This window comes from Thalassobacillus devorans (assembly GCF_011761345.1).
Lineage (GTDB): Bacteria > Bacillota > Bacilli > Bacillales > Halobacillaceae > Thalassobacillus > Thalassobacillus devorans.
In genome coordinates this window covers 180,665-204,536 of record NZ_JAASRY010000001.1, presented here as the reverse complement: position 1 = coordinate 204,536, position 23,872 = coordinate 180,665, and the positions used below count along the sequence as shown (strand labels likewise).

Annotated in this window: 23 protein-coding genes and 1 tRNA gene; 7 read left to right on the top strand and 17 right to left on the bottom strand. The window is 37.6% G+C overall.

Annotated elements, in window-relative coordinates; genetic code table 11:
• Positions 1 to 60 precede the first annotated feature (60 nt).
• From FHS45_RS01095 to FHS45_RS01025, 15 genes are all read right to left on the bottom strand, one after another.
• Entirely contained in the window at positions 61 to 354 is a 294-nt protein-coding gene (locus tag FHS45_RS01095) for a Dabb family protein (protein WP_062444509.1), read from the bottom strand.
• 10 nt (positions 355 to 364) lie between these two features.
• A complete protein-coding gene (locus tag FHS45_RS01090) occupies positions 365 to 1,615 on the bottom strand; it encodes a flavin-dependent oxidoreductase (protein WP_062444508.1) in 1,251 nt (416 codons plus the stop codon).
• Between the two features lie 242 nt (positions 1,616 to 1,857).
• Positions 1,858 to 2,907 (bottom strand): pseudaminic acid synthase, encoded by a 1,050-nt coding sequence (pseI, locus tag FHS45_RS01085; RefSeq protein WP_062444507.1) that lies wholly within the window; start codon positions 2,905 to 2,907, stop codon positions 1,858 to 1,860.
• Positions 2,907 to 3,455 (bottom strand): UDP-4-amino-4,6-dideoxy-N-acetyl-beta-L-altrosamine N-acetyltransferase, encoded by a 549-nt coding sequence (gene pseH / locus FHS45_RS01080; RefSeq protein WP_062444506.1) that lies wholly within the window; start codon positions 3,453 to 3,455, stop codon positions 2,907 to 2,909. The genes pseI and pseH overlap by 1 nt, the downstream gene beginning before the upstream one ends.
• Positions 3,448 to 4,524: a UDP-2,4-diacetamido-2,4,6-trideoxy-beta-L-altropyranose hydrolase gene (pseG, locus tag FHS45_RS01075; RefSeq protein ID WP_062444504.1), complete on the bottom strand. Its 1,077-nt coding sequence runs from the start codon at positions 4,522 to 4,524 to the stop codon at positions 3,448 to 3,450. The genes pseH and pseG overlap by 8 nt, the downstream gene beginning before the upstream one ends.
• On the bottom strand, positions 4,521 to 5,273 hold the full coding sequence (locus tag FHS45_RS01070) for a cytidylyltransferase domain-containing protein (protein ID WP_062444502.1): 753 nt from the start codon (positions 5,271 to 5,273) through the stop codon (positions 4,521 to 4,523). Before FHS45_RS01070 ends, pseG begins: the two co-directional genes overlap by 4 nt.
• 8 nt (positions 5,274 to 5,281) lie before the next feature.
• The gene (gene pseC, locus FHS45_RS01065; protein WP_062444500.1) at positions 5,282 to 6,481 is read right to left on the bottom strand and encodes a UDP-4-amino-4,6-dideoxy-N-acetyl-beta-L-altrosamine transaminase; all 1,200 of its coding nucleotides are present in this window, start codon (positions 6,479 to 6,481) and stop codon (positions 5,282 to 5,284) included.
• A 20-nt stretch (positions 6,482 to 6,501) separates the two neighbouring features.
• A complete protein-coding gene (locus FHS45_RS01060) occupies positions 6,502 to 7,446 on the bottom strand; it encodes a dTDP-glucose 4,6-dehydratase (RefSeq protein WP_062447721.1) in 945 nt (314 codons plus the stop codon).
• Between the two features lie 75 nt (positions 7,447 to 7,521).
• Entirely contained in the window at positions 7,522 to 9,027 is a 1,506-nt protein-coding gene (locus tag FHS45_RS01055; protein WP_062444498.1) for a glycosyltransferase family protein, read from the bottom strand.
• 23 nt (positions 9,028 to 9,050) lie between these two features.
• Entirely contained in the window at positions 9,051 to 10,055 is a 1,005-nt protein-coding gene (locus FHS45_RS01050) for an SDR family NAD(P)-dependent oxidoreductase (protein ID WP_062447719.1), read from the bottom strand.
• 209 nt (positions 10,056 to 10,264) lie between these two features.
• Complete coding sequence (locus tag FHS45_RS01045; RefSeq protein WP_062444496.1) at positions 10,265 to 11,536, bottom strand: surface carbohydrate biosynthesis protein; 1,272 nt, start codon at positions 11,534 to 11,536, stop codon at positions 10,265 to 10,267.
• 60 nt (positions 11,537 to 11,596) lie between these two features.
• Positions 11,597 to 12,745, bottom strand: coding sequence for a coiled-coil domain-containing protein (locus FHS45_RS01040; RefSeq protein ID WP_062444494.1), 1,149 nt, complete (start codon positions 12,743 to 12,745; stop codon positions 11,597 to 11,599).
• A 217-nt stretch (positions 12,746 to 12,962) separates the two neighbouring features.
• Positions 12,963 to 13,271 carry a hypothetical protein gene (locus FHS45_RS01035; protein ID WP_062444492.1) on the bottom strand — a complete coding sequence of 103 codons (309 nt, stop codon included), beginning with the start codon at positions 13,269 to 13,271 and terminating at the stop codon, positions 12,963 to 12,965.
• Positions 13,261 to 13,836, bottom strand: coding sequence for a hypothetical protein (locus FHS45_RS01030; RefSeq protein WP_062444490.1), 576 nt, complete (start codon positions 13,834 to 13,836; stop codon positions 13,261 to 13,263). Before FHS45_RS01030 ends, FHS45_RS01035 begins: the two co-directional genes overlap by 11 nt.
• A 67-nt stretch (positions 13,837 to 13,903) precedes the next feature.
• Positions 13,904 to 14,581: a BMQ_0737 family morphogenetic spore coat protein gene (locus FHS45_RS01025; protein ID WP_062444486.1), complete on the bottom strand. Its 678-nt coding sequence runs from the start codon at positions 14,579 to 14,581 to the stop codon at positions 13,904 to 13,906.
• A 271-nt stretch (positions 14,582 to 14,852) separates the two neighbouring features.
• Here FHS45_RS01025 and FHS45_RS01020 point away from each other — a divergent pair, with 271 nt between their 5' ends.
• From FHS45_RS01020 to FHS45_RS01010, 3 genes are all read left to right on the top strand, one after another.
• Positions 14,853 to 15,911: a hypothetical protein gene (locus FHS45_RS01020; protein WP_062444484.1), complete on the top strand. Its 1,059-nt coding sequence runs from the start codon at positions 14,853 to 14,855 to the stop codon at positions 15,909 to 15,911.
• Between the two features lie 7 nt (positions 15,912 to 15,918).
• On the top strand, positions 15,919 to 16,323 hold the full coding sequence (locus tag FHS45_RS01015) for a M67 family metallopeptidase (RefSeq protein ID WP_166761340.1): 405 nt from the start codon (positions 15,919 to 15,921) through the stop codon (positions 16,321 to 16,323).
• An 817-nt stretch (positions 16,324 to 17,140) separates the two neighbouring features.
• Complete coding sequence (locus FHS45_RS01010) at positions 17,141 to 18,508, top strand: N-acetylmuramoyl-L-alanine amidase (RefSeq protein ID WP_062444477.1); 1,368 nt, start codon at positions 17,141 to 17,143, stop codon at positions 18,506 to 18,508.
• A gap of 100 nt (positions 18,509 to 18,608) precedes the next feature.
• Here the strand turns inward: FHS45_RS01010 and FHS45_RS01005 are convergent, their stop codons facing one another.
• On the bottom strand, positions 18,609 to 19,322 hold the full coding sequence (locus FHS45_RS01005; protein WP_062444475.1) for a sulfotransferase family 2 domain-containing protein: 714 nt from the start codon (positions 19,320 to 19,322) through the stop codon (positions 18,609 to 18,611).
• Positions 19,323 to 19,517: 195 nt separating this feature from the next.
• Between FHS45_RS01005 and FHS45_RS01000 the strand changes: the two genes are divergently transcribed.
• Genes FHS45_RS01000 through sat form a run of 3 tightly spaced genes read left to right on the top strand, consistent with a single transcriptional unit; the run spans position 19,518 to position 22,524 of the window.
• Positions 19,518 to 20,774, top strand: a complete 1,257-nt coding sequence (locus FHS45_RS01000; protein WP_062444472.1) for an SLC13 family permease — start codon at positions 19,518 to 19,520, stop codon at positions 20,772 to 20,774.
• A 7-nt stretch (positions 20,775 to 20,781) separates the two neighbouring features.
• Complete coding sequence (cysC, locus tag FHS45_RS00995; RefSeq protein ID WP_062444470.1) at positions 20,782 to 21,369, top strand: adenylyl-sulfate kinase; 588 nt, start codon at positions 20,782 to 20,784, stop codon at positions 21,367 to 21,369.
• A gap of 18 nt (positions 21,370 to 21,387) precedes the next feature.
• The gene (sat, locus tag FHS45_RS00990) at positions 21,388 to 22,524 is read left to right on the top strand and encodes a sulfate adenylyltransferase (RefSeq protein WP_062444468.1); all 1,137 of its coding nucleotides are present in this window, start codon (positions 21,388 to 21,390) and stop codon (positions 22,522 to 22,524) included.
• A gap of 195 nt (positions 22,525 to 22,719) precedes the next feature.
• Here the strand turns inward: sat and FHS45_RS00985 are convergent.
• Positions 22,720 to 22,792 (bottom strand) — tRNA-Val (locus FHS45_RS00985).
• Positions 22,793 to 23,046: 254 nt separating this feature from the next.
• Here FHS45_RS00985 and FHS45_RS00980 point away from each other — a divergent pair.
• The gene (locus FHS45_RS00980; protein WP_062444465.1) at positions 23,047 to 23,772 is read left to right on the top strand and encodes an alpha/beta hydrolase; all 726 of its coding nucleotides are present in this window, start codon (positions 23,047 to 23,049) and stop codon (positions 23,770 to 23,772) included.
• Positions 23,773 to 23,872 lie beyond the last annotated feature (100 nt).

The following is a 23,872-nucleotide window of genomic DNA, read 5'->3' as shown; positions in this document are numbered from 1 at the left end:
ATTAATACTTAAAAGCTAAAACGCGTTTAAGCATTAAAGTAGTTGAATAAAAAAATAAGCCTAAATTTCAAAATCGACGATGATACTGTCCTCCATACCAATTTGCTTCAAATAAGTGACAATTTCCTGATGCGCGGGATGTGGACCATAGTTTTCCAAAGACTCCCGGTCCTTAAACCGTACCGTCAGTCCGACTTCATATCCCTGACTTCGATCTGAAAAATTGATTCCCTGCTGAATATCAACAATCCCGGGTATGATGTTCTTAAGTTCCAACGTCCGGCGGATCAGCTCTTGCTTTTGTCCATTTGTGGTTTCCTGAGAAAACTTCACTAATACAATGTGTTCTATCATAGCTGCACTCCTATTTACTATTCAATGTCTCCCGGTCGAAGCCGGCAAGTTTCTTATATTTATTAGCAATTCCAGCTAGCTCTTCATAAGTGATCACATCTTCTAATTGATTAAAACCCTGAGGCGCACGTTCTTCGACGATCTGCATGACCACTTCCGGCCCGTTTTGCCGATTGGTCCGGACAATATTCGAAGTAGGATCCAATCTTTCCTGTTCATAAGCACGCAAAGCAGCTTCGGTATTCGGCTGTTCCGCTATAGACGTTGCTAATGCATCGGCATCAAGAATCGCTTGCGAAGCCCCATTTGATCCAATCGGGTACATCGGATGGGCAGCATCTCCTAAAAGCGTCACACGCCCGAATGTCCAGCGAGGCACTGGGTCACGGTCAACCATTGGAAATTCATAAACCGCATCCGTTTCTTCTATCAGCTTCGGTACATTCAGCCACCCAAAATCCCATCCGGCAAAATGAGGCGCGAATTTTTCCTTATCTATTTTCCGGTTCCAGTCGGTCCGTGATAACAGTTCATCCCCAACCGTAAGTTCAGCAATCCAATTGACAAGGGAGCGTCCTTTTTCCTCAGCCTTAGGACAAACAGGATAAGCAACAAACTTCTGATCCTGATACCCTGCCATGATCATCGACTTGCCTGTTAAAAAAGGATTAGATTCTGTAATGCCACGCCATAAAATCCTGCCGCTGAATTTCGGCTCGCCTTCATTAGGATAATAGAATTTACGCACGGCAGAATGGATGCCATCCGCTGCAATCATTGTATCAGCGCTGTAAGTACCGGCATGTTCCCCCGTTTTTTTATTATCAAAATGGGCGGTTACCTTGTCCCCAAACATTTGAAATGACGTCAGATGATGGCCCGTATGTACAGCATCCTCGCCCAATCGTTGTTTGACTGCATTCAATAATAGCATCTGCAGACGCCCCCGATGGATGGAGTATTGCGGCCAGTTGTAGCCGGCATTCAGGCCCCGATCTTCCTGCCAAATCTTCTGGCCGAATTTGTTGACATACATCAGCTCCGCTGTCGGCAGCCCTTCCTTTTTCAGTTCATCATCCAGGCCCAGTTCTGTCAGAACTTTCACCGCATGAGGTAAAAGATTAATCCCAACGCCTAGTGCCTTAATTGTTTCCACACTTTCAAATATACGCACCGACACGCCAACGCGGTGAAGTTTAAGGGCAGTAACAAGCCCGCCAATCCCCCCGCCGACGATCAACGCCGTCCTGGTATCAGACATCCCGATTCCTCCTTGATGCAATTTTCTAACAATTTTTCATGTATTTTTCCATTATCACATAAAAAATTGAGATTTCAATATTAAATTTACATGCATTGGAAAAACAAAATTATTGGACGGTAATCCCTCAAAGGGGTCACATAGACAGAGCAATCCCCCCTTGACCGTGCTCAAGGAGGGATTTTTTGTTAAACGATAATATGATTACGACCAGTGTTATGCTAATACCATTAATAAATTTTTTAAATCAAATCCCAATTAAGAGGAGTTCCTTTTTTAACGTCACGTATAATTTTTTTCCCTAAAAGAACATCGTAATATTTTGGGGGGAGACCATAACCGGGTCTAATAATTTTCATGTTTTCTTTTGTTAAACGGTCTCCTTTCTTTAAGTTTTTTACAATATATAAAGAACGACGATACTGTTTTGAAGACTTTTCTGCTTCTGTTACACCATATGCGACCTTTCCCAGAGCTTCCCATGCCCTTCTGGTTTCAGTTACCAAAGCGGACATCTCCTCCGGCTCTAGTGAAAATGCTGCATCTACTCCACCTTCGCTGCGTGATAGCGTGAAATGTTTCTCGATAACTGTACCTCCCAAGGCTACGCTTGCTACAGCTACTCCATTTCCCATCGTGTGATCAGACAAACCGGTAGGGCATTGGAACAATTCTTTCATATGCGGAATAGTGAGAATATTGGAGTCTTTAGGAGAAGCCGGATAGTTGCTGGTGCATTTCAATAAAATCAGTTCCTCACAGCCTGCTGCACGGGCAGCAGCTACTGAATCTTCTATTTCAGCAACTGAACACATCCCCGTAGAAAGGATGATGGGCTTACCTGTTTTTGCAACTTTTCTGATTAACGGCAAATCAGTGTTCTCAAAGGAGGCTATTTTGTAGCAAGGAACATTAAAGGATTCTAGAAAATCTACAGCACTCTCATCAAATGGAGTGCTGAAAGCTGTCAGTCCTAATTCTTTACATCGTTCAAAGATAACCTTGTGCCAATCCCACGGAGTATATGCTTCCTGATACAGCTCATAGAGTGTTTTATTTCTCCACAGGCTTTTTGAATCTTTGACAGTGAAATCATCTTTTTTTTCATTTAAAGTCATTGTATCTGGGGTGTAAGTTTGAAGTTTGACAGCATCAACCCCAGCATTTGCTGCAGCTTCTACGATTTTCAAGGCACGGGACAAGGACTGGTTATGGTTCCCCGACATTTCCGCAATAATAAAGGGATAATGATCCCTGCCTATTATTTTCCCATCAATAATAATATCGCTCATCAATTACCCCTTTCTTGGATGTTAACTAGTCCAGTTCTTACTTTCTGCCATTTGTCATTGAATAAGGCCATCCGAATCACATCTTTAAATTGATTGTCTTTCCAGACATGCTGGGCTAAAACTCCTTCCTGTTCAAAGCCTAACTTTTTGTGATATCGGATACTCCCTGAATTGGAATCGATAACTTCAGCACACACTTTGTTCATCCCGGACTCCTGGAAAATTTTATCCAATGCCAAAACACCCATGATTGTACCTGCTCCCTTCGGAGCTTTTTCTTCCCCAATATAAAAACCCCAAAAACACCGTGAATGCTCCTTATTTATATCAGAAAAACTGACTAACCCTAATGGTGAATTCACATCATATAATACCCACACTAAATCACTGGAGCTTTTATTTACTTTATGGAACCATCGTATATGCTCTTCCCATGTAATATTATGGTTTGTATACATGAGAGATTTGATCCTTTCTGAGTTTCTCCATTCAAAGATAGTCTTCAAGTTGTCAAAAGTTAATGGCTTCAAAAAAAATTTATTATTCATCTCTGCTTCCCCCAAGCAACTGCCGAACTGCTAATCCACTTTCAAAGTCTTTCATTATCTCTTTTAAACTCTTAATCATTTTCTGCAAGACACATGGATTTTCCATCAACTTTTTAACAGCTCTTGCAATATCTTTTTCATCTACATCCTCACTTGTTCCTAAATGGTAAACAGCACCTAATTTTGATAAACTATACAATATTTCGGATTGGTTTTCAGCCGTTTCAATTGTTATTGCAGGTAAGGATAAATAACACCGCTCCCATGTGGTGCTTCCTCCTGCACCAATTGACAAGTCGGCTTTTGCCATCAATTCCGCTATATAGTCTATTTGATAATGCAGCCGGATATTTGGATTGTCAGCACAGATAGATTTAATAGAAACATAGTCAAGATTGGATTTTCCGATGACGACATCAATGATACATTCAGTATTGTTAAGACATTGGACAGCTTTAAGAGCTTTCAATGTTTCTTTAGTAGGATCGCTCCCACCGAAAGATATCAGGATTCGAGTTACTGACCCATCTCTTTCCCTTTGACGGACAAACTTAAATTCTTCTCGAAGAAGAAAATATTTAGGACCCAATAGCATGATAGTTTGAGGGCCTACCAGATGCTCATATCGTTTCTGTGAATTTGGATAGAAGTTCTGATCTAAAAGAACCTTACAGTTATGGGGGCGATCTGCAAGATCATCTATTACCATTATTTGATTTGCGTATGGTTTTGTGAACTGTTCCCACTTCTCATCAATTGCATAGTGGTCAATGATCAGCCAATCTATCTGCTTCTTTCTGATGAAATTAATGGTTTGCATTGCATCTAGTTTCCAGTTCGCTCTAAACCATTGAAAATAATGTTTCTGGTCTGTACTTTGCAAAGAAGGGAGCGTCCTTAGCCCATATCCCCGATTTTCAATAAACCCGGTCAAATCACCAGGGAGTCTCCGGCAAACGAAAGTAACTTCTGCGCCATTAAGCTGAAGCTGCTCTGCCAATACAAGACACCTCATGACATGGCCGGTGCCAATCCACCTCGATGAGTCGACTCTGAAGCATACATTCATTCATTTTCCTCTTCACTCTTTTTTTGTAAGATGTGAGCATTTATCTTCTGCCATTCCGGATGTTTTTCCAGTAATTCTAAAATATTTTCTAACGTAAAGTAAGGGTTCCTGGGATATAATGCCTCCAAGATTTTTTTAACCAATAAAAAATCTTCCGTAGTATCCACAGTCCAACGGTGATTGCTTTCGTCCCGGCTATAGTTAACATTTGTCAGCCTGAATATATCAGGATGATCGATCATGTATTTAGTTACATGTTCTCGTTCGTTTGGTTTCTTTGCTCCATTATGAGCTGCTTCTAAAGCTTTATATGAAAAAATTTCTGTATCCATTCCCCTTGGAAAGGTTCGTTTCAACGTATTTGAGACATATTGAAATGGATGATCATCTTTGAGTGATAAATATTTATTTACAACGTTATCGATTTGAAACGGATCAATCAACGGACAATCAGCCGTAAGACGGATTACTGCTTCTGCCTTTACCGATAAAGCAGCTCTATAATACCGCTGTAATACGTCTGTTTCTGAACCCCGATAATAAGTGACTCCATTTTTCTTACACCAGCTTACGATCGGATCATCTTTGGCTGTATCAGTTGTAGCGATAACGATTTGATCAGTAAATAACGACCGTTTAACACGTTCAAGCTGATAGGCTAATAAAGGACGATTCAGTACTTCTTTAAGCACCTTTCCGGGCAATCTTGTGGATCCCATCCTCGCCTGAACGATTGCAGCTACTTTCATATAACACCTCACATAACAGTGTAATAAGAGATCACTTTTTTCACACCATCAATGACATCCTCTACATCTTTTATAGACATTTTAGGAAACAAAGGAAGGGTAAGTATGGAACCGTAGGCTTCTTCAGCATTGGGACAGATCCCTTTCCTATAGCCTAACTGCTGATAATATGGATGCCAGTATACGGGAATATAATGTACATTAACGCCAATATTCTCCTTTTGTAATGCCTTGAATATTTCAGCACGGTCTGCGGATAAAACAGCTGGATCTAGTCGGAGGATATATAAATGCCAACTTGAATTACCATCTCTATTTTGAAAAGGGGTAATGACACCATCGATTTTATCGAACGCCTCCGTATATCTGGAAGAATATTCCCTTCTTTTTTTCAAAAAGCCGGGCAGTTTACCCAGTTGGCTCAAACCTAATGCAGATTGAAAATCCGTAATCCTGTAGTTAAAACCCAATCTTTGAATCTCATAAAACCAAGGTCCCGGATTATTTTCCAACTTATCGGGGTCACGCACAATTCCATGGTTCCTGAACAGTAATAATTTCTCATAATAGTCTTTATTATCAGTGGTAACCATCCCTCCTTCTCCAGTTGTTATGTGTTTAACCGGATGGAAGCTGAATATTGTCATATCACACATAGATCCGACCATCTTTCCTTTGTATGAGGCTCCTAATGCATGGGCTGCGTCACTAATTAAAACTAGCCCAAATTCTTTGGCAATTTCCAGTACCTCCTCATATTCGATTGGCTGTCCGGTAAAATCAACAGTAATAATAGCTTTAGTATTTTCATTGATAGACTCTCTGATTGAGGAAGGAGAAATATTACAGGTAGCGGAATCAACATCTGCAAATACCGGTTTGCCACCAACATAAAGGATACAGTTAGCACTGGCCGCGAAAGTTAATGGGGTAGTTATCACTTCGTCATTTTCACCTATTCCGGCTGCAAAACAGGAAGCGTGTAATGCTGCTGTCCCACTAGAAAAAGCTACGGCATACTTAGCACCTACATAATCAGCCATAGCTTCTTCAAAATTAGAGACAGCGGGTCCAGTTGTAAGCCAGTCACTTTTTAATATACGGATAACCGCTTCAATATCATGATCATCAATCCATTGACCTCCATATGCTAAATAAGAATCTCTTACAGGTCTTCCACCATATAAAGCCAGCTTAGCTTTTTGCATTTCCTCCCTCCCCCCATTATTCACAAAAGATCGGTTGTTTTTATCCATTTTTCCGTCTGGGCCAACCCTTCAGCCAAACTGTACTTAGGCTCCCAGCCCAACAATTTTTTTGCTTTACTGAAATCGCACACTAGTTTCGGTATCTCACTTTGAGGATGAATATGTGGGACATGCTTTATTAATTTTCTATCTTTAACAATCAGTTCAGCTAATTTATTTATACTTATATCCTTGCCAATCCCTGCGTTTAGAATTTCTCCATCTGCTTTTTCCGAATAGCCTGCCTCCACCACAAAACGAGCACAATCTTCCACATACAACAAATCCCTTGTCTGGCTGCCATCGCCATATATAGATAGCGGCAGTCCTTCTAGTGTGTTTTTCAAAAATATCGCTACAACTCCCCCTTCTCCTCCCGTTTTTTGATAAGGGCCATACGTATTGAACGGACGAAGAACAGTGACAGGGAGATCGTAGGCATGATAATACGACAGAACTATATTCTCTGCCGCAATCTTTGAGCCAGCATAAGGAGAGGCAGGCTTAATTTGTGCTGTTTCTCTGATTCCACCTTCATTGTGAGCCCGATCATACACCATGCATGTACTCATAAAGACAAGTTTGGTTTTCTGCTCCCTGCATTTTTCCAGAATATTGAACGTCCCAACAACATCATTAAGAAATGTGGTATGAGGATCATCAATGCTATCCTGAACGTTGATGCTGGCTGCTAGGTGGTAACAAATATCAAACTTATTGGCAAATAGTTCTGTTATCAGCTTTGAGTCTTTGATATCCCCATGTATAAATTGTTTAAAATTTAGATTATCCTTTAAGGTTTTGAGGTTTTCCTCTCTCCCATTCGATAAGTCATCCAGGACCCAAACAAAGTGTCCATCTTCCAATAACCTCGCTACAACCCATCGCCCGATAAACCCGGCGCCACCAGTTACAAGAATATTCATGACCCTCACCCTTTCATGTTGCTTCTCAAAACATCCTATTACCGCTTTAACCAATATATGCTCTCCACACATATTCTAGCTTGTCAGCCTATTAATTAATTTCCGCAGTCTTTTCCCCGACAAAGCCGGAACAGGGTATGCGTAAGAAAGAAAATCCTTAGTAACTTTTTGGGCCTTCCTTATCATTTGCTCCTTGCCAAAATACTTGATGACAATGTCGCCCAGTTGGTTTGCGTCATTCTGTGATAACTCTCCCAGTCGATTGTAGTACCCGGCAGAACCTGGAAAGTCCATATTCAAGATAAAAATAGGCTTGCCTGCAAGCATTGCTTCTAACCCAACGGTGGAAGGATAAGAAACGACTCCATCTACATTAGGGAGTATATCGTACAAATCTACATTCAAAAGTGAGTGAACTGATGGAAATTCTTTAGAGAGGGGGTGGGGTCTTTTATTAGGGTAATCTTTAATTAAGATGTTAATATCCAGCTTTTTTGAAATTTTTTTTATAAACAATCGCCAGCTGTCAATATCTTTATTTCCTCTTACAATTATCAGGAGATTCTTTTTATTTGGGGCTAAACCGAATTTTTCATTAAACTGTAATCGAGAGAACCGGGGCTTTTCAAAAGCCTGATCGAACCTCGGATGACCAATAACCTCTACTGTCTCGTCAGCTGCACCCTTTTCTTTAAACCAATCCACCTCAAACTGTCCATAAACAGCATCCACAGTAGCGACTTTGGGGAGATAGCCATGTTCACTTGAGATGATTCCATGCTGCATACATATAGTGGGTATGCCTTTTTCAGCTGCTACCAGCGCTAAGGTACGACATTCTGGGTAGTGAGTCGAAGGAACAACTATACATGAAACAGGGAAAAGTTCCAGTAGATTAGCAGATTCTTCTATCCGGTTAACAATCTTGGATAATTGTAGAAAAAAAACTTTTTTAAAACTTTCTTGGCTATATAGGGGATGATTATGATGTTTCTTTATAATGGAATTTGCTTTTCTTGTTAGATTTTCTACCGCTTTCCTGGTATCAACAGAAAACTCTGAAAAATACTTGACAGATGGTATGCTGCCTGCTGCATTTGCTTTCTTATTGTCCTTCATCCTCTTTGCTCCATTACCATCCCGATCATTAATCACTCTGATGTTTTGATAGCTTTTTGCTTTTGTACGCCTCTTCGTTTTCCTTCTATTTCCACCTTCATATAAGCGCATAACTTGGGAAGAATTAAAATACTTTATGAAGGTCTTTTGCGGTAATTTAAGCAGATTGTATACATCATGAAATATCACTATTCCATTTTTATTTCGTTCCAAAGGTTCATTAGTATGTGACTGTACAAACTCATTAAATACTATTTGGATTTCTCTATTTTCTGTTATACTTCTGGGCAGCTTTGCGGTGAATGCTTGATTATACAAGCTATCCCATAGCTTTTCATTTCCTTTTAACAGACTTCTAAAATGATATAAATAAGGTATTGAAAAACCTTTGTACTTTATATCTTCGAAGTCATTTAAAAAATTAATATATAGTGACCAGTAATTTTTTGAAAAAATGTCCATTTTATCTCCATACTTTCCATTTATTAAGTTAGATTTGCTTCTTTGAGCAATCTTCTTAGTTGTTCTTTTGAAATGGCATCTTGCTCTTTTGAGCTATAAGTTCCTGGGATAATTTTTTTCGAACCGGCGTAAAAGACATCATTTCTTGCCCCTTCCACTATAATGTACATGTCTTTTAATTCTAAAGCTGATAACGACTCATCATAATTCATCAATTCTTCATACATTTTTTCGCCAGGTCTTAATCCCATCACTTTTATACCAATTTCTTTTTCCTCAATCCCGTATTTCTTGCATGTTTCCTCAATCAGTACAGATGCAAGATCATCCAGTTTAATTACAGGCATTTTCAAAACAAAAACTTCTCCGCCCTTCGCTTCTTTAAGTGCTTTAATTGTCAATTCTGTAGCTTGTTCCAATGTCATCATAAACCGTGTCATATTTCTATCGGTTAGGGTGATAATTTTTTCGTTTTGAATTTGCTTTTGGAAAAGTGGAATAACCGACCCTCTGGAACCCATTACATTTCCAAACCTTACACTTGCAAATATTGGATTAGTTACTGCTTTATTAAGTTCGACAGAAGTAATTAGTCTTTCCCCGATCAGTTTAGTTGCACCATATGTGTTGGTTGGTGAAATGGCTTTATCTGAACTTGTGAAGAGCACTTTTTTTACGTTTTGTTCAATAGCTGCATTTATTACATTAGTAGTGCCAAAGATATTTGTTTTCACAGCTTCATAAGGATTAAATTCACATGCAGTTACCTGTTTCATTGCGGCAAGGTGAAAAACATAGTCAATTTCATTCATTGTATTTTTCAAGACTTGGTAATCTCTTACATCTCCTAGAATAAACTCCAACTTCTTATTATCTCCTAATTCCTTTTGCATCTGATATTGTTTAAATTCATCACGGCTAAAAATCCTAATCAAACTTGGCTCCTCCGTGAGAATGTTACGTACTAGACTTTTACCTATAGTTCCAGTACCACCGATAATTAATATTTTCTTTTCTTTGAAAAACACCATCATTTCCTCTTTTCCTATAAAAATGATTATAAACTTTTTCAGTAATACCATTTATATTCACCATTTTGCACTTAGTGAATATAATAGACTTTCACCTATCAAATTGGTCAATTGTCATAAAAACTAAAAAGGAAGCTATGCCTGCTTTGTTCAGCCTAGCTTCCTTTTTGTTTCAAACTTTCCTCAATTTTCAGGAAAAACATATATTACATAGAACGTATAGAATATAAATTTTCACCTATGGGGGTTACAGAAAGAACAGTATCCTGATTTTCTATCTCATCTATTTTATTAAAAAATAATTGTATTTCCTGTTTTGATAGAAACGGGAATAGATGTTCAAGTTTTTTGTTGGGTTTTACATTGAATGAATGGTTGAAACGAGGGATTGGTTTCGTGGGAGTAAGGGATATTCCATCCATTATTTTAAGAATTGAATGATAAGAAAACTGGCCACTATCTTTTAAATAATAGCTTGACAGCAATTTATTCGCAGTGTCCTTATACTTCTGGTTGAAATATTCATGGGAATTACTCCTTTTTAAAATGGATTCAATGATTGATATTACATCGTTTATTTTGACTGCCTGGATCCCCAATTCGTTCGGAAGTTTCATGTCCATAACTTTAAAAGTCACAGGTATATAAGTTACAATTGGCTTTTCGAGCAAATAAGCTTCAATACTTGATGTACAATCATTGTGAACAATTGCCTTTGCAGCCATTAACCATTTGATAATGTTTCCTTCAAAAATCACATTGACATTATTTAACATAGAAAACGCTTCCTCATAAGGGTCAGTGTTTTCAGCAGGATGAGGTCTAACAATAATTTGATGATGGGGAAAAGCAACTGCCAGTCCCTTCACCATCTCAATAAAAGAGATGTATAATTGTTTAATATATAAAAGGAAAGGGTTGGAGTCATCTTCTCTCTTCCCCTGACTTCCATTATAAAGAGGAAACCTCGTATTAACTAAAATAAAGTCACCATATTTTTCATTAATTCGATCAGCATCCTGGAGGTATAAGTTATGAAATTTCGGATGTAATAAATCAAACCTGGGATTCCCTACAATATGGCATTTTTTTTTCTGGCTGGGATAAGCGTTCCCTATCACTTCGCACTGATAATGTCCCCAACAAAATTCTTTTGTTATCATTTTGAGGACCTCTTTTTGCATTCTGGTATTTAAATACCTGTCAGAATCCGGGAAAATCAAACCTTCTTCATCGAGTTCTACCACTTCGTGTCCATTAGTTACTGCTTGTTTGATCACTTTCTTTCTGTAGCCTCTGGAATATCCTTTCGAATAAAATATCCCCTCAGGAAATTCGGCCGCTGCTAATTCTACCATTCTCTGCTCGCCTAAAATCACATGGTATCCTTTTTTAATTGCATAGTAAGCCAGAAGTAATTTAGCATCCAATTCTCTCGCTTTTACTTCAACAGGTAAATATAACCATCTTTCACCCACAGTAGACCCTCCCTCAATTGCTCTCCTGCTAAACAATATTTTCGAAAGCCGGGAATAAGATTATTCTTCCTGCTCTTTTACATCTACTGTTTCTTCATTATGCTCCATTGCTTCACTCTCTAGCTTTTTGATCTTTTCCGATAATGTATCTATTTCATTTTCAAGTATTCGGATGAGCGTATCTTGGGGATTCTCTGTTTTCGATGCCTCAAATGAATCCTCTAATAAAGTTTTTATATGACTATCTAAAAAAGAAATCATATCATAAGGGTCTGCTTCTTCGAAAATATCCAAAAATTCAGTTTGGACCTTAGCATCTTTTAATTTCTCCACTTGGTTTGACAAAGTAAAATTCTCTTCTTTTAATTGTTCTATTATTTCTTCTTTACTTTTTAGTTTCTTCTCAAAGTCTGATCTTTCTTCTGCTAATAAATTGTCCCGATGTGCAGCGATTTCCAGATTTTCTTTTTCTAATTGTTCCTTTTCGGTATTTAACACAGAATGGGCCTTTCTGATCTTATCAATTTTTTTTTGGAAAGAGTTTATTTCTTTTGAATGTTTTTCCTGAAGTTCACATATTTCCTTTTTAAATTGGTCAATATTTGTATTTTGCTCCTTATTTTGGTGCTCCAATTCCTTGATTGTATTTTCTAACTTTATTATCTTCTTATGTCTTGTTTCATTCTCTTCGCTTAAGTCAGCAACCTGCTTACGTAAGTTTTCTTTTACTACCTGGAATTCTTTTGTGCTTTCATTTAAGGTCTCATTTAATTCCTGATTTGTTTTTTGCAGTTGAATAATTTCATTTCGGCTTCTTGAATAAGAAGATTTCAGATCAATTATTTCATTTCGTAATTTTTTCTCCTTGGATTTTAACTGTTTGTTGCACATTTCCTCATAAACTAACTTTTCCTCTAAGGACTCCAGTTTCACACTCAGTTTCTCTTCATTATATCTGCTGCTTTTTAACTGAGATGCTATATTGCTAATTTTCTTGTTCATTTCCTTCTTTATTTGGCTTAATTGATTAGTAACCCTTTCGTTTTCCTCTAATAACTCAATATTTTGTTCTTTAAGGGTCGTAAGCAGGGAGTAATGGTAATTTTCCTGATAATCCTTTACTTTTTCTTTATATTTTGCAAGCTCAGCTTTATAGTAAATTACCATTTGTTGGAGTTGGATAGGATCTGTCATCGTTTTCTTTTTCATTCGTCAGCCTCCTTAGGAACAAACTGATTAACTCTGGGCTATGGTATCTATATGTGCAACTAAGCTAAACGTTCCTTGGATATATGCAGATTCCTTCCTGTTTGGTCGCTAAGTATTTATGGCAAAAGCCCTTACATTTTAATCCTTAAAAATGTTAGAATTTCAATAAAGTACAAAAAAAAGAACTGCCCGGAACAGTTCCTAACGTGTCTAATACTTATTCTTTCATAGATTTAATAATATCCTCATAGGCTGCCTTAGTTTCTGTGATGATTTGATCTAATCGTTCACTTACAGTTTCATTTTGGAATAGGTCATCTTTTTTCGTCTCCGTTTTTAAAGGGGAAGAATCCACCCGCATTAACATATATATAAGAATCAATTGAAAAATATCACCATCAAGATATAAAAAACTATTATTTTTACGATTATTATTTTTTATATCACTTAAATGATTTTTTAAATAGTACCTAATTAACTGATGAACAAGCACTTCATTTTCTTTATCATGATATTCATTTGTCATCGCTCTCCCCCTCTGAAACCTTACCACTGAAATTTATTTGATTAAAGGCATTGATTCCACCTTGTATTTCATCTCCATAGATGTATCCCATAATTCCTCCGGTATATGAAGAACCTGCTTCCCATTTCAACTGAAAATTTGAAAAAACGAGTGTCTCTGACGGCTCAAGACTCTGAATTTCTACAGGTTTCAACCAGAATTCTTCTCTATCTTCCGGACCATTGATGCGTTCCCAGGCATTGGATAATTTCAGCTTTTGTTTTGAATCCTTATAAACATACTTTCCCGAAAAAGTGAATGGAGCCGTGTTAGAAATTTTAATGCATATATAAGGGTTGGAAAGGGAACGACCTCCTGCATTCAAAATGTGAAAGTTGCCAATACATATATTTTCACCATTACTTTTATGCTGGATGTTAAAGGAATAAGTAAAATACCCGATGATTTGCATAGTATTTAATTCTCTTGCTTTTTCTGCCATATGTTTGATTTCTTTTAAGTATGAGGAATTCAATGTTTGCCACTCATCGAGCTTATCAAGAATTTTCGACTCCTTTTTTCTCATTGAGCCCACCTCCCAAAAAAATAAAGAGAGGAAAATGAATTCCTCTCTTTATAGCTATGCTGAGTGATCAGCCATTATCACCGTCATCCCCGCTCGGGAAAATCACAGGACACTGTGGCGGCATGGTTGGTGCAGGGCATGGTGGGATAGGAAGCATATCTCTTGGTGCACAGAAGTCAGCGACAAGTTCAAGAGTTACTTCAAATGTTGATTGGATGCTTTGGCATAGGCGAACGGATACTGTAATATCAGTTAGTTCATCCACTTCTGTACCGTTTTCAACACAGATAGCTGTACATACGAAGCAGTCTAAATCTGTGAACGTTACATCAACGTCTGTACCCTCTGGGGCACATAGTATTACCTGTTCACATCGTGTGAAGGATACCGTACCTACCTCAATGATAGCTCCACCAAGTTCCGGTAACAGTTCAACAAAGACCGTAACGTCAAAGTTCTTCTGAATATTTACCAGTTGCAATGTTACCGTTGTGCCATCAATGACAAATTCCTGATCTACACGCCCAAGAACAACAATCGGGTCCACCTCAGCTGGAGCTACTTCACAAGTAACACCATTGTCAACGATATCGTCACACTCGATTGGATCTCCTGTAGGACCAATTGGGAGTTCCAAATCACCTAAAGTCAAATCGAACGTTGTCTCATTAATAACCCAGTCATACACTTTCTCGGTATTAATGCATAGGAGCTCTTGGCCCCCGGTCAAATTTTTCGCTTGCATAATGCAAACTACACCTCCGAATAAGATATTTTGTTTTCACTCATAGCATATGAATGAAAGCTGAAAGCGGTATAGTGAAAGCGCGGAAATAGAAAACCTTTTGCGACATATGCAAATATCCAAATTAAAAGCTAATTATTTTTGCTAAACTTCTTGGCATCTACATAAAATGGATTAATGGAGGAATAAAAGTAACAATGTAACCGGACATTTGTCACGTATCGAAGGTTCATCAATAGTATATTAATGTGCTGCAAAAGGGTGATGAGTGATGTATAAATACAAGTTATATAGCACCGATGACATTGAGCGATTGAAACATCAGCTTAAGGTGTATGAACAAACCCTTAATGTAGTAAAAAAAGGGGAAGCTGTGGACGATTATCTTCTAATCAAGCACGAGTTTAATGAAACTCATTCAAAACTTATTAGATTAGAAGGAGAAATGAAAAGTATGGAAGAGAAATACCAGAGGCAATCAGCCGATTTTGAGGAGAGGGAAGAAAATTTTGCTGATTATATGCAAAATGTTAACAATATGATGAGCCAGTTGAAAGAAGATATCAGTAAAGTAATAGATAAAGTTGATCAGCTTAATATTAATGAATTAATTGAGAAAATAAATACAGTTATTTATTCTCAAAACAGTCATTTCAGGGAAAGCATTAGAGAAATTGATCGACTAAAAGAGGATATAGCACAAATTCAAGACCAAGTCGTCATTAACCAGGAGAATAATCAAAAAGCTCAAAATCCAAGAAAATCGGAGTACCGACAGCTGCAAAACATGCTCCAATCTTACAGGAATGTAGAGCAGCCATCTCAATCATTCAGCAGGCAAAATTCCAGCTTCACAAGAACCAGCAGCCAAAAACATCAGTCCAATATACCTTCGACAGGTGGGCAAAACACCTTATCAAGGGGAAAATCTAAGAGAAGAACTTTTCAGCAATCTCAGAATGAATTAAATAAAAATATCATCTATTCCAAACAACAAGGAAAAAAAAAAGCTAACCAGTTACCCAAATCACCAGAAAAACAACGCTCTGCAGTGAACCCTACAGAAAATATAACTGCAGAAATCCAAAGTAAGCTTTCTAAACAAAAACAAGAGAGAAAATCACAGGATTCCAGTGAAAACCCTATTAAAAATAATGAGTTTAAAAGCACGCATGTTGATCCCAAAGCTTCAACACCAAAAAATAACGACATAACTGAACAAGATATGAAAAAGCAACCACAATTAGAAACAAACGAGGAGACCCATCCTAAAAGCCAAAAGAAAATTGAGTTTTCATCTCTGTTCTCAATTTTCCAAAAAAAGGATTGACATGGTAATGAACAAAATTACAATTTCAAACACTATATATAATCAGCTTGTTGAACACGGTAAATCTTGTTTACCCTATGAAGCTTGCGGCCTTTTGGCAGGAAACAAGGATGATATAACCTCTATATGGCCATTGGAAAATGAATGGAAGTCAGACAGACGTTTTTTTGTAAGCGAGAAGATAGTCGCACAAACCCTTAACGAAATTAAAATACGAAATGAACTGGTAATTGCAATTTATCACTCACACCCGACAACAGCACCAGTTCCCTCAAGGTATGACCTCATCAACCACCCAGATAAGAATGTAAAGATGGCAATTGTTTCCTATAAAGCTGCACAACCCTCCCTCAAAACTTACATTATTAATAAAGGCAACTATAAGGAGTGCCCTTTTTTAATAAGAACATAATAAAAGCCCGTACTTATTAGAAAGTCCCGAGTACAATATATTATCAATAGAAGGAGTTGATTTTTTTGATAAGAAGGACTTCCAAAGGAAAAAAAGTTTACCAAAATAGGTTTTTCAAAGCGACAGATGAGCCAATCGTATTGGATGCTTCATTAGTTAAAAAAAGGCCTGTCAGTAGAGGCGGCTGTTGTGGTAAGAAGAGAAAAATTTAGACCGTTCAATCTTTTCCGAATAAGATATCAGTACGGTATTATATAAATTATATAGGAGATGTCCTAGAAAAAAAGCAGATAGGCAGGGACATAACAAGCAATCACAAAAAGGTTTCTATTATCGATTCTTGATGATGGAGACCTTTTTTGCTGTATGTTAATAAACCCTGGCTCATTTTCTAGATAGAACAACGCCCAGTATTTAAAACTTTCAGATTCCTGGCATTCGAAATTTAAAATAATGATGGTCACAATGGTAGGAAAGGTGCATATATTATTGTAACTCCGAGTCACTTCCTTACCACCAACCAGAAGATAGAAAAGGTTAAAGCATTGTTGATCCACTATTGCTTGTTCAATCTCTGCTCCTTCCCATAAAAGACGCACTCCCCCTGTGGGATTGCGTCTTTTATGATTTCCTCGTAATTAGCATTTGAAATACTTCGACTTTTACTGTCAATCGACACTAATCCAAAAAAACCTTTGTCGATAACCGATGTTAACCTGCAGCACGTGCCTTTTTTAAATAAAACTACATACTAGTCTAACCGGGTTTGTCTAACTATTCATATAATGAAATGTAGTCTTGAAAGGAGGCTAATAAAATGAAAAAGATAATTATTGACCCTGGCCATGGAGGAAATGACCCTGGGGCAACTTATAAAAGCTATGAAGAAAAGAATTTCAATCTTTCAATCGCTTTAAAGGTGCGAGAATACCTTCTCAAAAACTACGAAGTGGATATAGTAATGACAAGACTCAGTGATCTCACGGTTTCATTAGAACAAAGGACCCAATTGGCTAATTCTGAAGATGCCGATTTCTTCTTATCCATTCACAACAATGCTGCTGGAGGAACTGGTTTTGAGAGTTATATTTTTAACGGTACTGTCCCTCCAGTCACTAAAACCCATCAAAATATTATTCATGATAAGATCTTAGATGCCGTGGAAGCTAAATATGGTGTTAATGATAGAGGGAAAAAGCGTGCCAATTTTCATGTGCTAAGGGAAACAAAGATGTCTGCATTATTGTTAGAGGTGTTGTTTGTAGATAACCCCGAAGACATAAAGCTTTTAACTGACCCTGAATTTATCCAAGATGTATCAATTGCAATTGGGGAAGGTGTGAAGAAAGCCTTTGATTTACCTTCTAAATCCTCACCAGGTATTCTTTACAAGGTCATTGCTGGTTCCTTTAAAAACCGAAGTAATGCGGAAAATCGAGTCCAGTACCTAGGGACTCATAACATTGATTCTATTATTGTCCCAATTACCATTTCAGGAGAACAATATTATCGAGTACAAGCAGGAGCTTATTCAATAAAAGACAACGCCCATCAGCAGGTTCAGAAGTTGAAGAGCATTGGAATTACTGACGCTTTCATTCTGACAGATGGAGAAGCTCCTTCACCACCTCCCTCCACCCCGGAAGAACGTTTTACCATCCAGGGAGATATTCACTTAAATCCTTGTCAATTAAATGAATTTGTAAAGACAATTAACCCCAAAGCTCCAGATCTTGGAGGTTACTACAGGGAATATGGTAAAGTTTATGGAATAAGAGCAGATGTAGCATATGCGCAGGCTATTCACGAGACGGATTACTTCCGTTTTACAGGTATAGTGGACGAAAAACAAAACAACTTTGCCGGTATTGGAGCCACTGGTCCGGATAATCCAGGAGCAAGCTTCGCTACGGTTGAAGAAGGTGTTCATGCACATATTCAACACTTATACGCCTATGCCTCAACAGCCCCGATTCCAAATGGTTACCCTAAAGTCGACCCAAGATTTGATCTTGTCAGCCGAGGAAGCGCAACTACTTGGACTCAGCTTAACGGAAAATGGGCAGTTCCAGGAAACAATTATGGCCAAAGTATTATAAGTATTTTTAGACGAAATATAAACCATGCTCTTGAACAAATTGATGTACAGCAAGCAGAATTACAAGACCTGTTAAACGAATTTTAATTGAATTAATTGACAGGCAAGGCCAGAACTTTTCAGTTCTGGCCTTGCCTGTCAATTAAATTTTTTAAGAATTCCACATATATCAACAAATAAAATTCTACTAATGCATAGATTTCCATTGATTTAACTTTTGCATCGATGTGCTATCCAATTGATTTAAGTTATTTATAAAGTCTTCCTTTGCCGATTGGTACAATTCTATATCAAGGCTGTTTAATTCAACTATGGTTTTAATGATGGATTGGGGTACAACATTCTTTTTTGGCCGTTTCCTGTTAGTGTTTATTTTATCTACTTTGGAAATATCAAAATTAAAATGCTCTTTTAACAAAAATAGGGATTCATTATACATATCTGTAAAACCTACAACCGGGAAGTGGTTCTTAAGATTTTCTTTAGCCTTCTTTAGATCTGAAGGATTACCGCCTGATAAATAACGGGTTGCAAGATTCACTGTTCTAAAACGTATACTGCGCAAATCTTTTTTAGGATATGGTTTATCTCCGATTTCCTCATTCCTCATATATCCAACAAATTCCTCCAGATTCATTCTTTTTACTTTTTTATGCAAAGGATCGCGTTCATAATTCTGTATATAGTAATAGGTTGATAGCACTCGATCAACTGGATCCCTTAGGAAAGTGAAGAATTCAAAAGGTTTATTAAGCTCTTCAAAAAATTTCCCATGCCAAACAAGGACATCTTCACTTTGTTTCTCTAATATATTCCATAACGTTTTCCCACCAGTTTTTGGTACATGCAAAAAACACACTAAACGATCTTGTTCAAGATCATTTTTATTGAAATGAATCATACTAATTCATCCTTCTCTTTAATGTTATTTGGTCAATATACTGTATTATAAAACGATGTTAAGAGAAAGGTGTGGGTAAATAACAATGTTTTGAACACCAAGAAGAAAGATAGTACCTATACCCATTTTAATAACAAAAGTATAAAAAATGCATATTGTAGTCATAGTTATCAATATCATGGTGGTGGGCTATAGGTGGAGATTTTTTATGTAACACTTGTTTTAGCAGGAATGTTTACCATATTAATTAAACAGTGGTTCCCACCTGATTTGACTCTCTTTTCGGTCTTATCAATTTTTGTATTATCAAATGTCATCTCAGTTGATGAGGCGTTTCAAGGTTTTGCAAATAAAAGTGTTATTACCATAGCCCTTCTTTTTATTATAAGCAAAGGGTTATTTAATAGCGGTATGCTACATCACATAATTGAAAAAGTATTAAAATATAATGGGAATTTTCCTTGGCTCCTTCTTAAAATGATGATATCAGTTTCAATCTTATCAGCCTTTATCAATAACACTCCTATAGTATCTACACTTACCCCGCTTGTACGTAATTGGGGGTTATCCAACGGGATTAACCCCTCTAAACTATTAATCCCCTTATCTTATGCAGCAATTTTAGGTGGAACAATTACTTTATATGGCACTTCTACGAATTTGATGGTAGACGGTTTGCTGCAACAAAGCGGACATCCAGGGTTTACAATTTTAGAATTCTCTTATTTGGGCATTCCTCTTACCCTTGTTGGCCTAATATATATGTATTTAATAGGCAGGCACCTGCTCCCTCACAGGAGTTATAAAGACAACCGAACCCCCATGAAGAAAAGCGCTAATTCGGAAAATATGCAGATAAACCACTTTCGAAATAATAAAATATTACTCTTTGTTTTGCTAGTAATGTTCACACTTGTAGCCGTCCAACTTATCTCCATAATTAAAGCTGCAATTATTGCAGTCCTCATTTTGCTGGCTACTAAATCAATAAGTCCTGCAGAAGCACGAAAATCGATTGATTGGAGTGTAATAATCCTTATTTCTTCTGCTATCGGAATAGGGTCAGCTATAGAAAAATCAGGGGTAACCCAAACGATTTTAATTGCTATATTATATATAAATGACAGGGTTGGCTTATTAGGAACAGCTATAACTATCTATCTAGTAACAATGATATTAACTGAAATTTCTCATAATATTGCTGCCGCAGCCATGATGTTTCCATTAGGACATTCGGTTGCATTAGAAATAGGGATCGATCCCAAAATGTTTGCAATGTTAATTGCGATTTCTGCTTCATGCAGTTTTATCACCCCTATCGGATATCAAACAAACCTTATTATTTACGGCCCAGGAGGTTATAGGTTTACTGATTATTTAAAGGTCGGATTTTTGCTAAGTATCTTTTGTTTAATTTGTACTGTTTCACTCACATTTTTAATTTGGAGGTAATTGTTTTATGAGTGAGGACATCACTTGGAACCAAACCCATGTATTAAAAGAAGAGCGAGAGAAAGCTTATGGTCACAAAAGCTTGGTTATATGGCTCACCGGGTTATCGGGTGCTGGTAAATCTACGATTGCTAACCATGTAGAAAGAGAATTATTTAATCAAGGGATCCATACGTACTTGCTTGATGGAGATAACCTGCGACATGGCATAAATAACAACTTAGAATTTACTCCTAAGGATAGAGCAGAAAACATTCGCCGAATTTCTGAGATTGGAAAATTGTTTGTTGATGCAGGAATAGTTGTCCTCGTCGCAGCGATTTCACCCTATAGAAAAGATAGGGATGAAGCTAGGCAAAGGTTTAAAGATAATACATTTATTGAAGTTTTCGTTAAATGTTCCGTTGAAGAATGTAAGAAAAGGGATCCTAAAGGTCTTTATAAAAGAGCGCTTGAAGGAAAGATAAATAATTTCACTGGTATATCACAAGATTACGAAGAACCATTAGCGCCAGAAGTAGTTATCGACACAACAGAAAAATCCATATCAGATTCTGTTAGTCATTTGGTAGATTTTATTCAAAAAAGAATTTAAGAAAGAAAGGGTTTTATTATGACTATTATAGAACCACATGGACATAAACTGATTTCCAAAGTAGATTATAATTATGATTATAGCTCTATATCAAAAGAAATCGAATTAGATTTAATGGCTCTTTCTGACTTAGAGTTAATCGCAACAGGGGCCTATAGCCCTTTGACAGGGTTTATGGGCGAAAAAGATTATAATTCAGTGGGGGAAAAAATGAGGTTGGCTAATGGATTGGTATGGAGTATACCTATTACACTGCCAGTTACTGCAGCCCTTTCTTCACGTCTTACAATTGGAGAAAAGATAAAACTGGTATTTGCTGGCGAGGTATATGGTATTCTTCACTTACATGAAAAATATAAACCTGATAAAAAGCTGGAAGCAAAACAAGTATACAAAACTACTGACCCTGCTCACCCTGGAGTAGCAAAGCTATTCAATCGACCTGATGTGTACTTAGCAGGTCCTATTACATTAGTCAGACCTCCTCGATCAAAAAGCTTATTCCCAGATTTTTATTATAATCCAAAAGAGACAAGGGAGGAATTCATTAATCGAGGATGGAAAACAATTGTAGCTTTCCAAACCAGAAATCCTATTCATCGTGCACATGAATATATACAAAAGTGTTCATTGGAAGTAGTAGATGGACTTTTATTACATCCTCTCGTCGGAGAAACAAAAGCTGACGATATTCCCCCTGCTATACGAATGAACAGCTACCAGATTCTACTCCAAAATTACTATCCGAAAAATCGAGTTCATTTGGGAGTATTCCCGGCAGCTATGCGATATGCAGGACCACGGGAAGCAATCTTTCATGCTCTTATTCGAAAAAATTATGGATGTTCACATTTTATCGTAGGTCGTGACCATGCTGGAGTAGGGGATTATTATGGAACTTATGAAGCACAAGAAATTTTTTCGTTATTCAGCAAAAGTGAGCTAGGAATTAAGCCGCTATTTTTTGACCATGCTTATTACTGTAAGAAATGCAGCCAAATTACAACTAAAAAAACATGTCCCCATGGAACACAGGATCATATACATTTATCAGGGACAAAAGTAAGGGAAATGCTGAGAAGAGGAGAATTTCCTCCAAAGGAGTTTAGTCGCCTAGAGGTTATACAGTCACTAATAAAAGGACTAAAGAGCTAACCTCACATCATTTCTAACATTTCAGAGTAACTAAGCTGGTTCATAACACGTGACTAGGGCGCAGGAAAGATAGATACTCTATTTTAGCAAAAGAAAAAGTCGATTTAAGAATTTTGGTAACAAGTGATTAGAATAAAAGAAATGACGCGGCCTCTCCTATAGTGAGAAACCGCGCCATTTCGGCACTTTGGTAAGTGATTCCGATTGGGCTCGAACCAACGACCTCCACCCTGTCAAGGTGGCGCTCTCCCAGCTGAGCTACGGAATCATGGGATGAAGTTTTCGTGAATGGGACATGTACTAATATAATATGATTTCATTTATGTGTCAATAACTAATCAACATTTTTTTATTATTACCAGAAAACCTCTCTTCCGCGGGCAGCTCGGACTCTTACGCTTCCGCTGAAGAGTTTTCAATTCCATGACAATCGTCAGACCTGTTCTACTTTTTTGAAAATGATATGATAAAATAGGTATATTACATTTATAGAAAAGTTGTCGTTTTTTGGAGGTGTTCGTTTTGGGACGTGCTGGTACGTTCAAGGATTTTGAGATTAATAGTTCTTATTTAGATGAAACATTGACCCTGAAGGTTTATCTGCCGGAGAATTATTCGCCGCTCTATAAGTATCATATCGCGATCATGCAGGATGGTGACGACTATTATCAAATGGGCCGGGTCGCGACGTTGAGCGATAAACTTCATGAAAAAAAGCGAATTGCTGACACCATTTTTGTCGGCATTCATTATAAAGATAAATATGACCGTCAGGACAAATACCATCCGAATGGCGAGAAACAGGATGCTTATATCAAGTTTCTTGTGAATGAGGTCGCCCCGCTTCTCGATGAAGAGCTGCCGGGATACCATATGGGCAGCGGCCGCACGCTGATGGGGGATTCCCTTGGCGGAACAGTGTCCCTGATGACGGCTCTCAAATATCCGAGTACGTTCGGTAACGTCATCATGCAATCGCCGTTCGTTAATAGAGGTGTGATGGAAAAAGTCCAGAACAGCAAGGATCTTTCCTCCCTCGCCATCTATCATACGATCGGCAATGAAGAAACCGATGTACCGACGACAGATGGGGACCGGAAGGATTTTGTGTCACCGAATCATGAGCTTCGAGACGTCCTCAACAGGAAGCCGCTCACATACTTTTTCCACGAGCTCGATGGCAAGCACACGTGGAAATATTGGCAGCAGGACATGGAGCGTGCGCTTATGACAATGTTCCGACCGTAAGCCTATGTACGAAAAAGTAATTTTTGATATAATAATTACAGCTTAAAACTGACCGACCGACTTTGTATTCAACACGAAATATAATCAGCAATATTATATT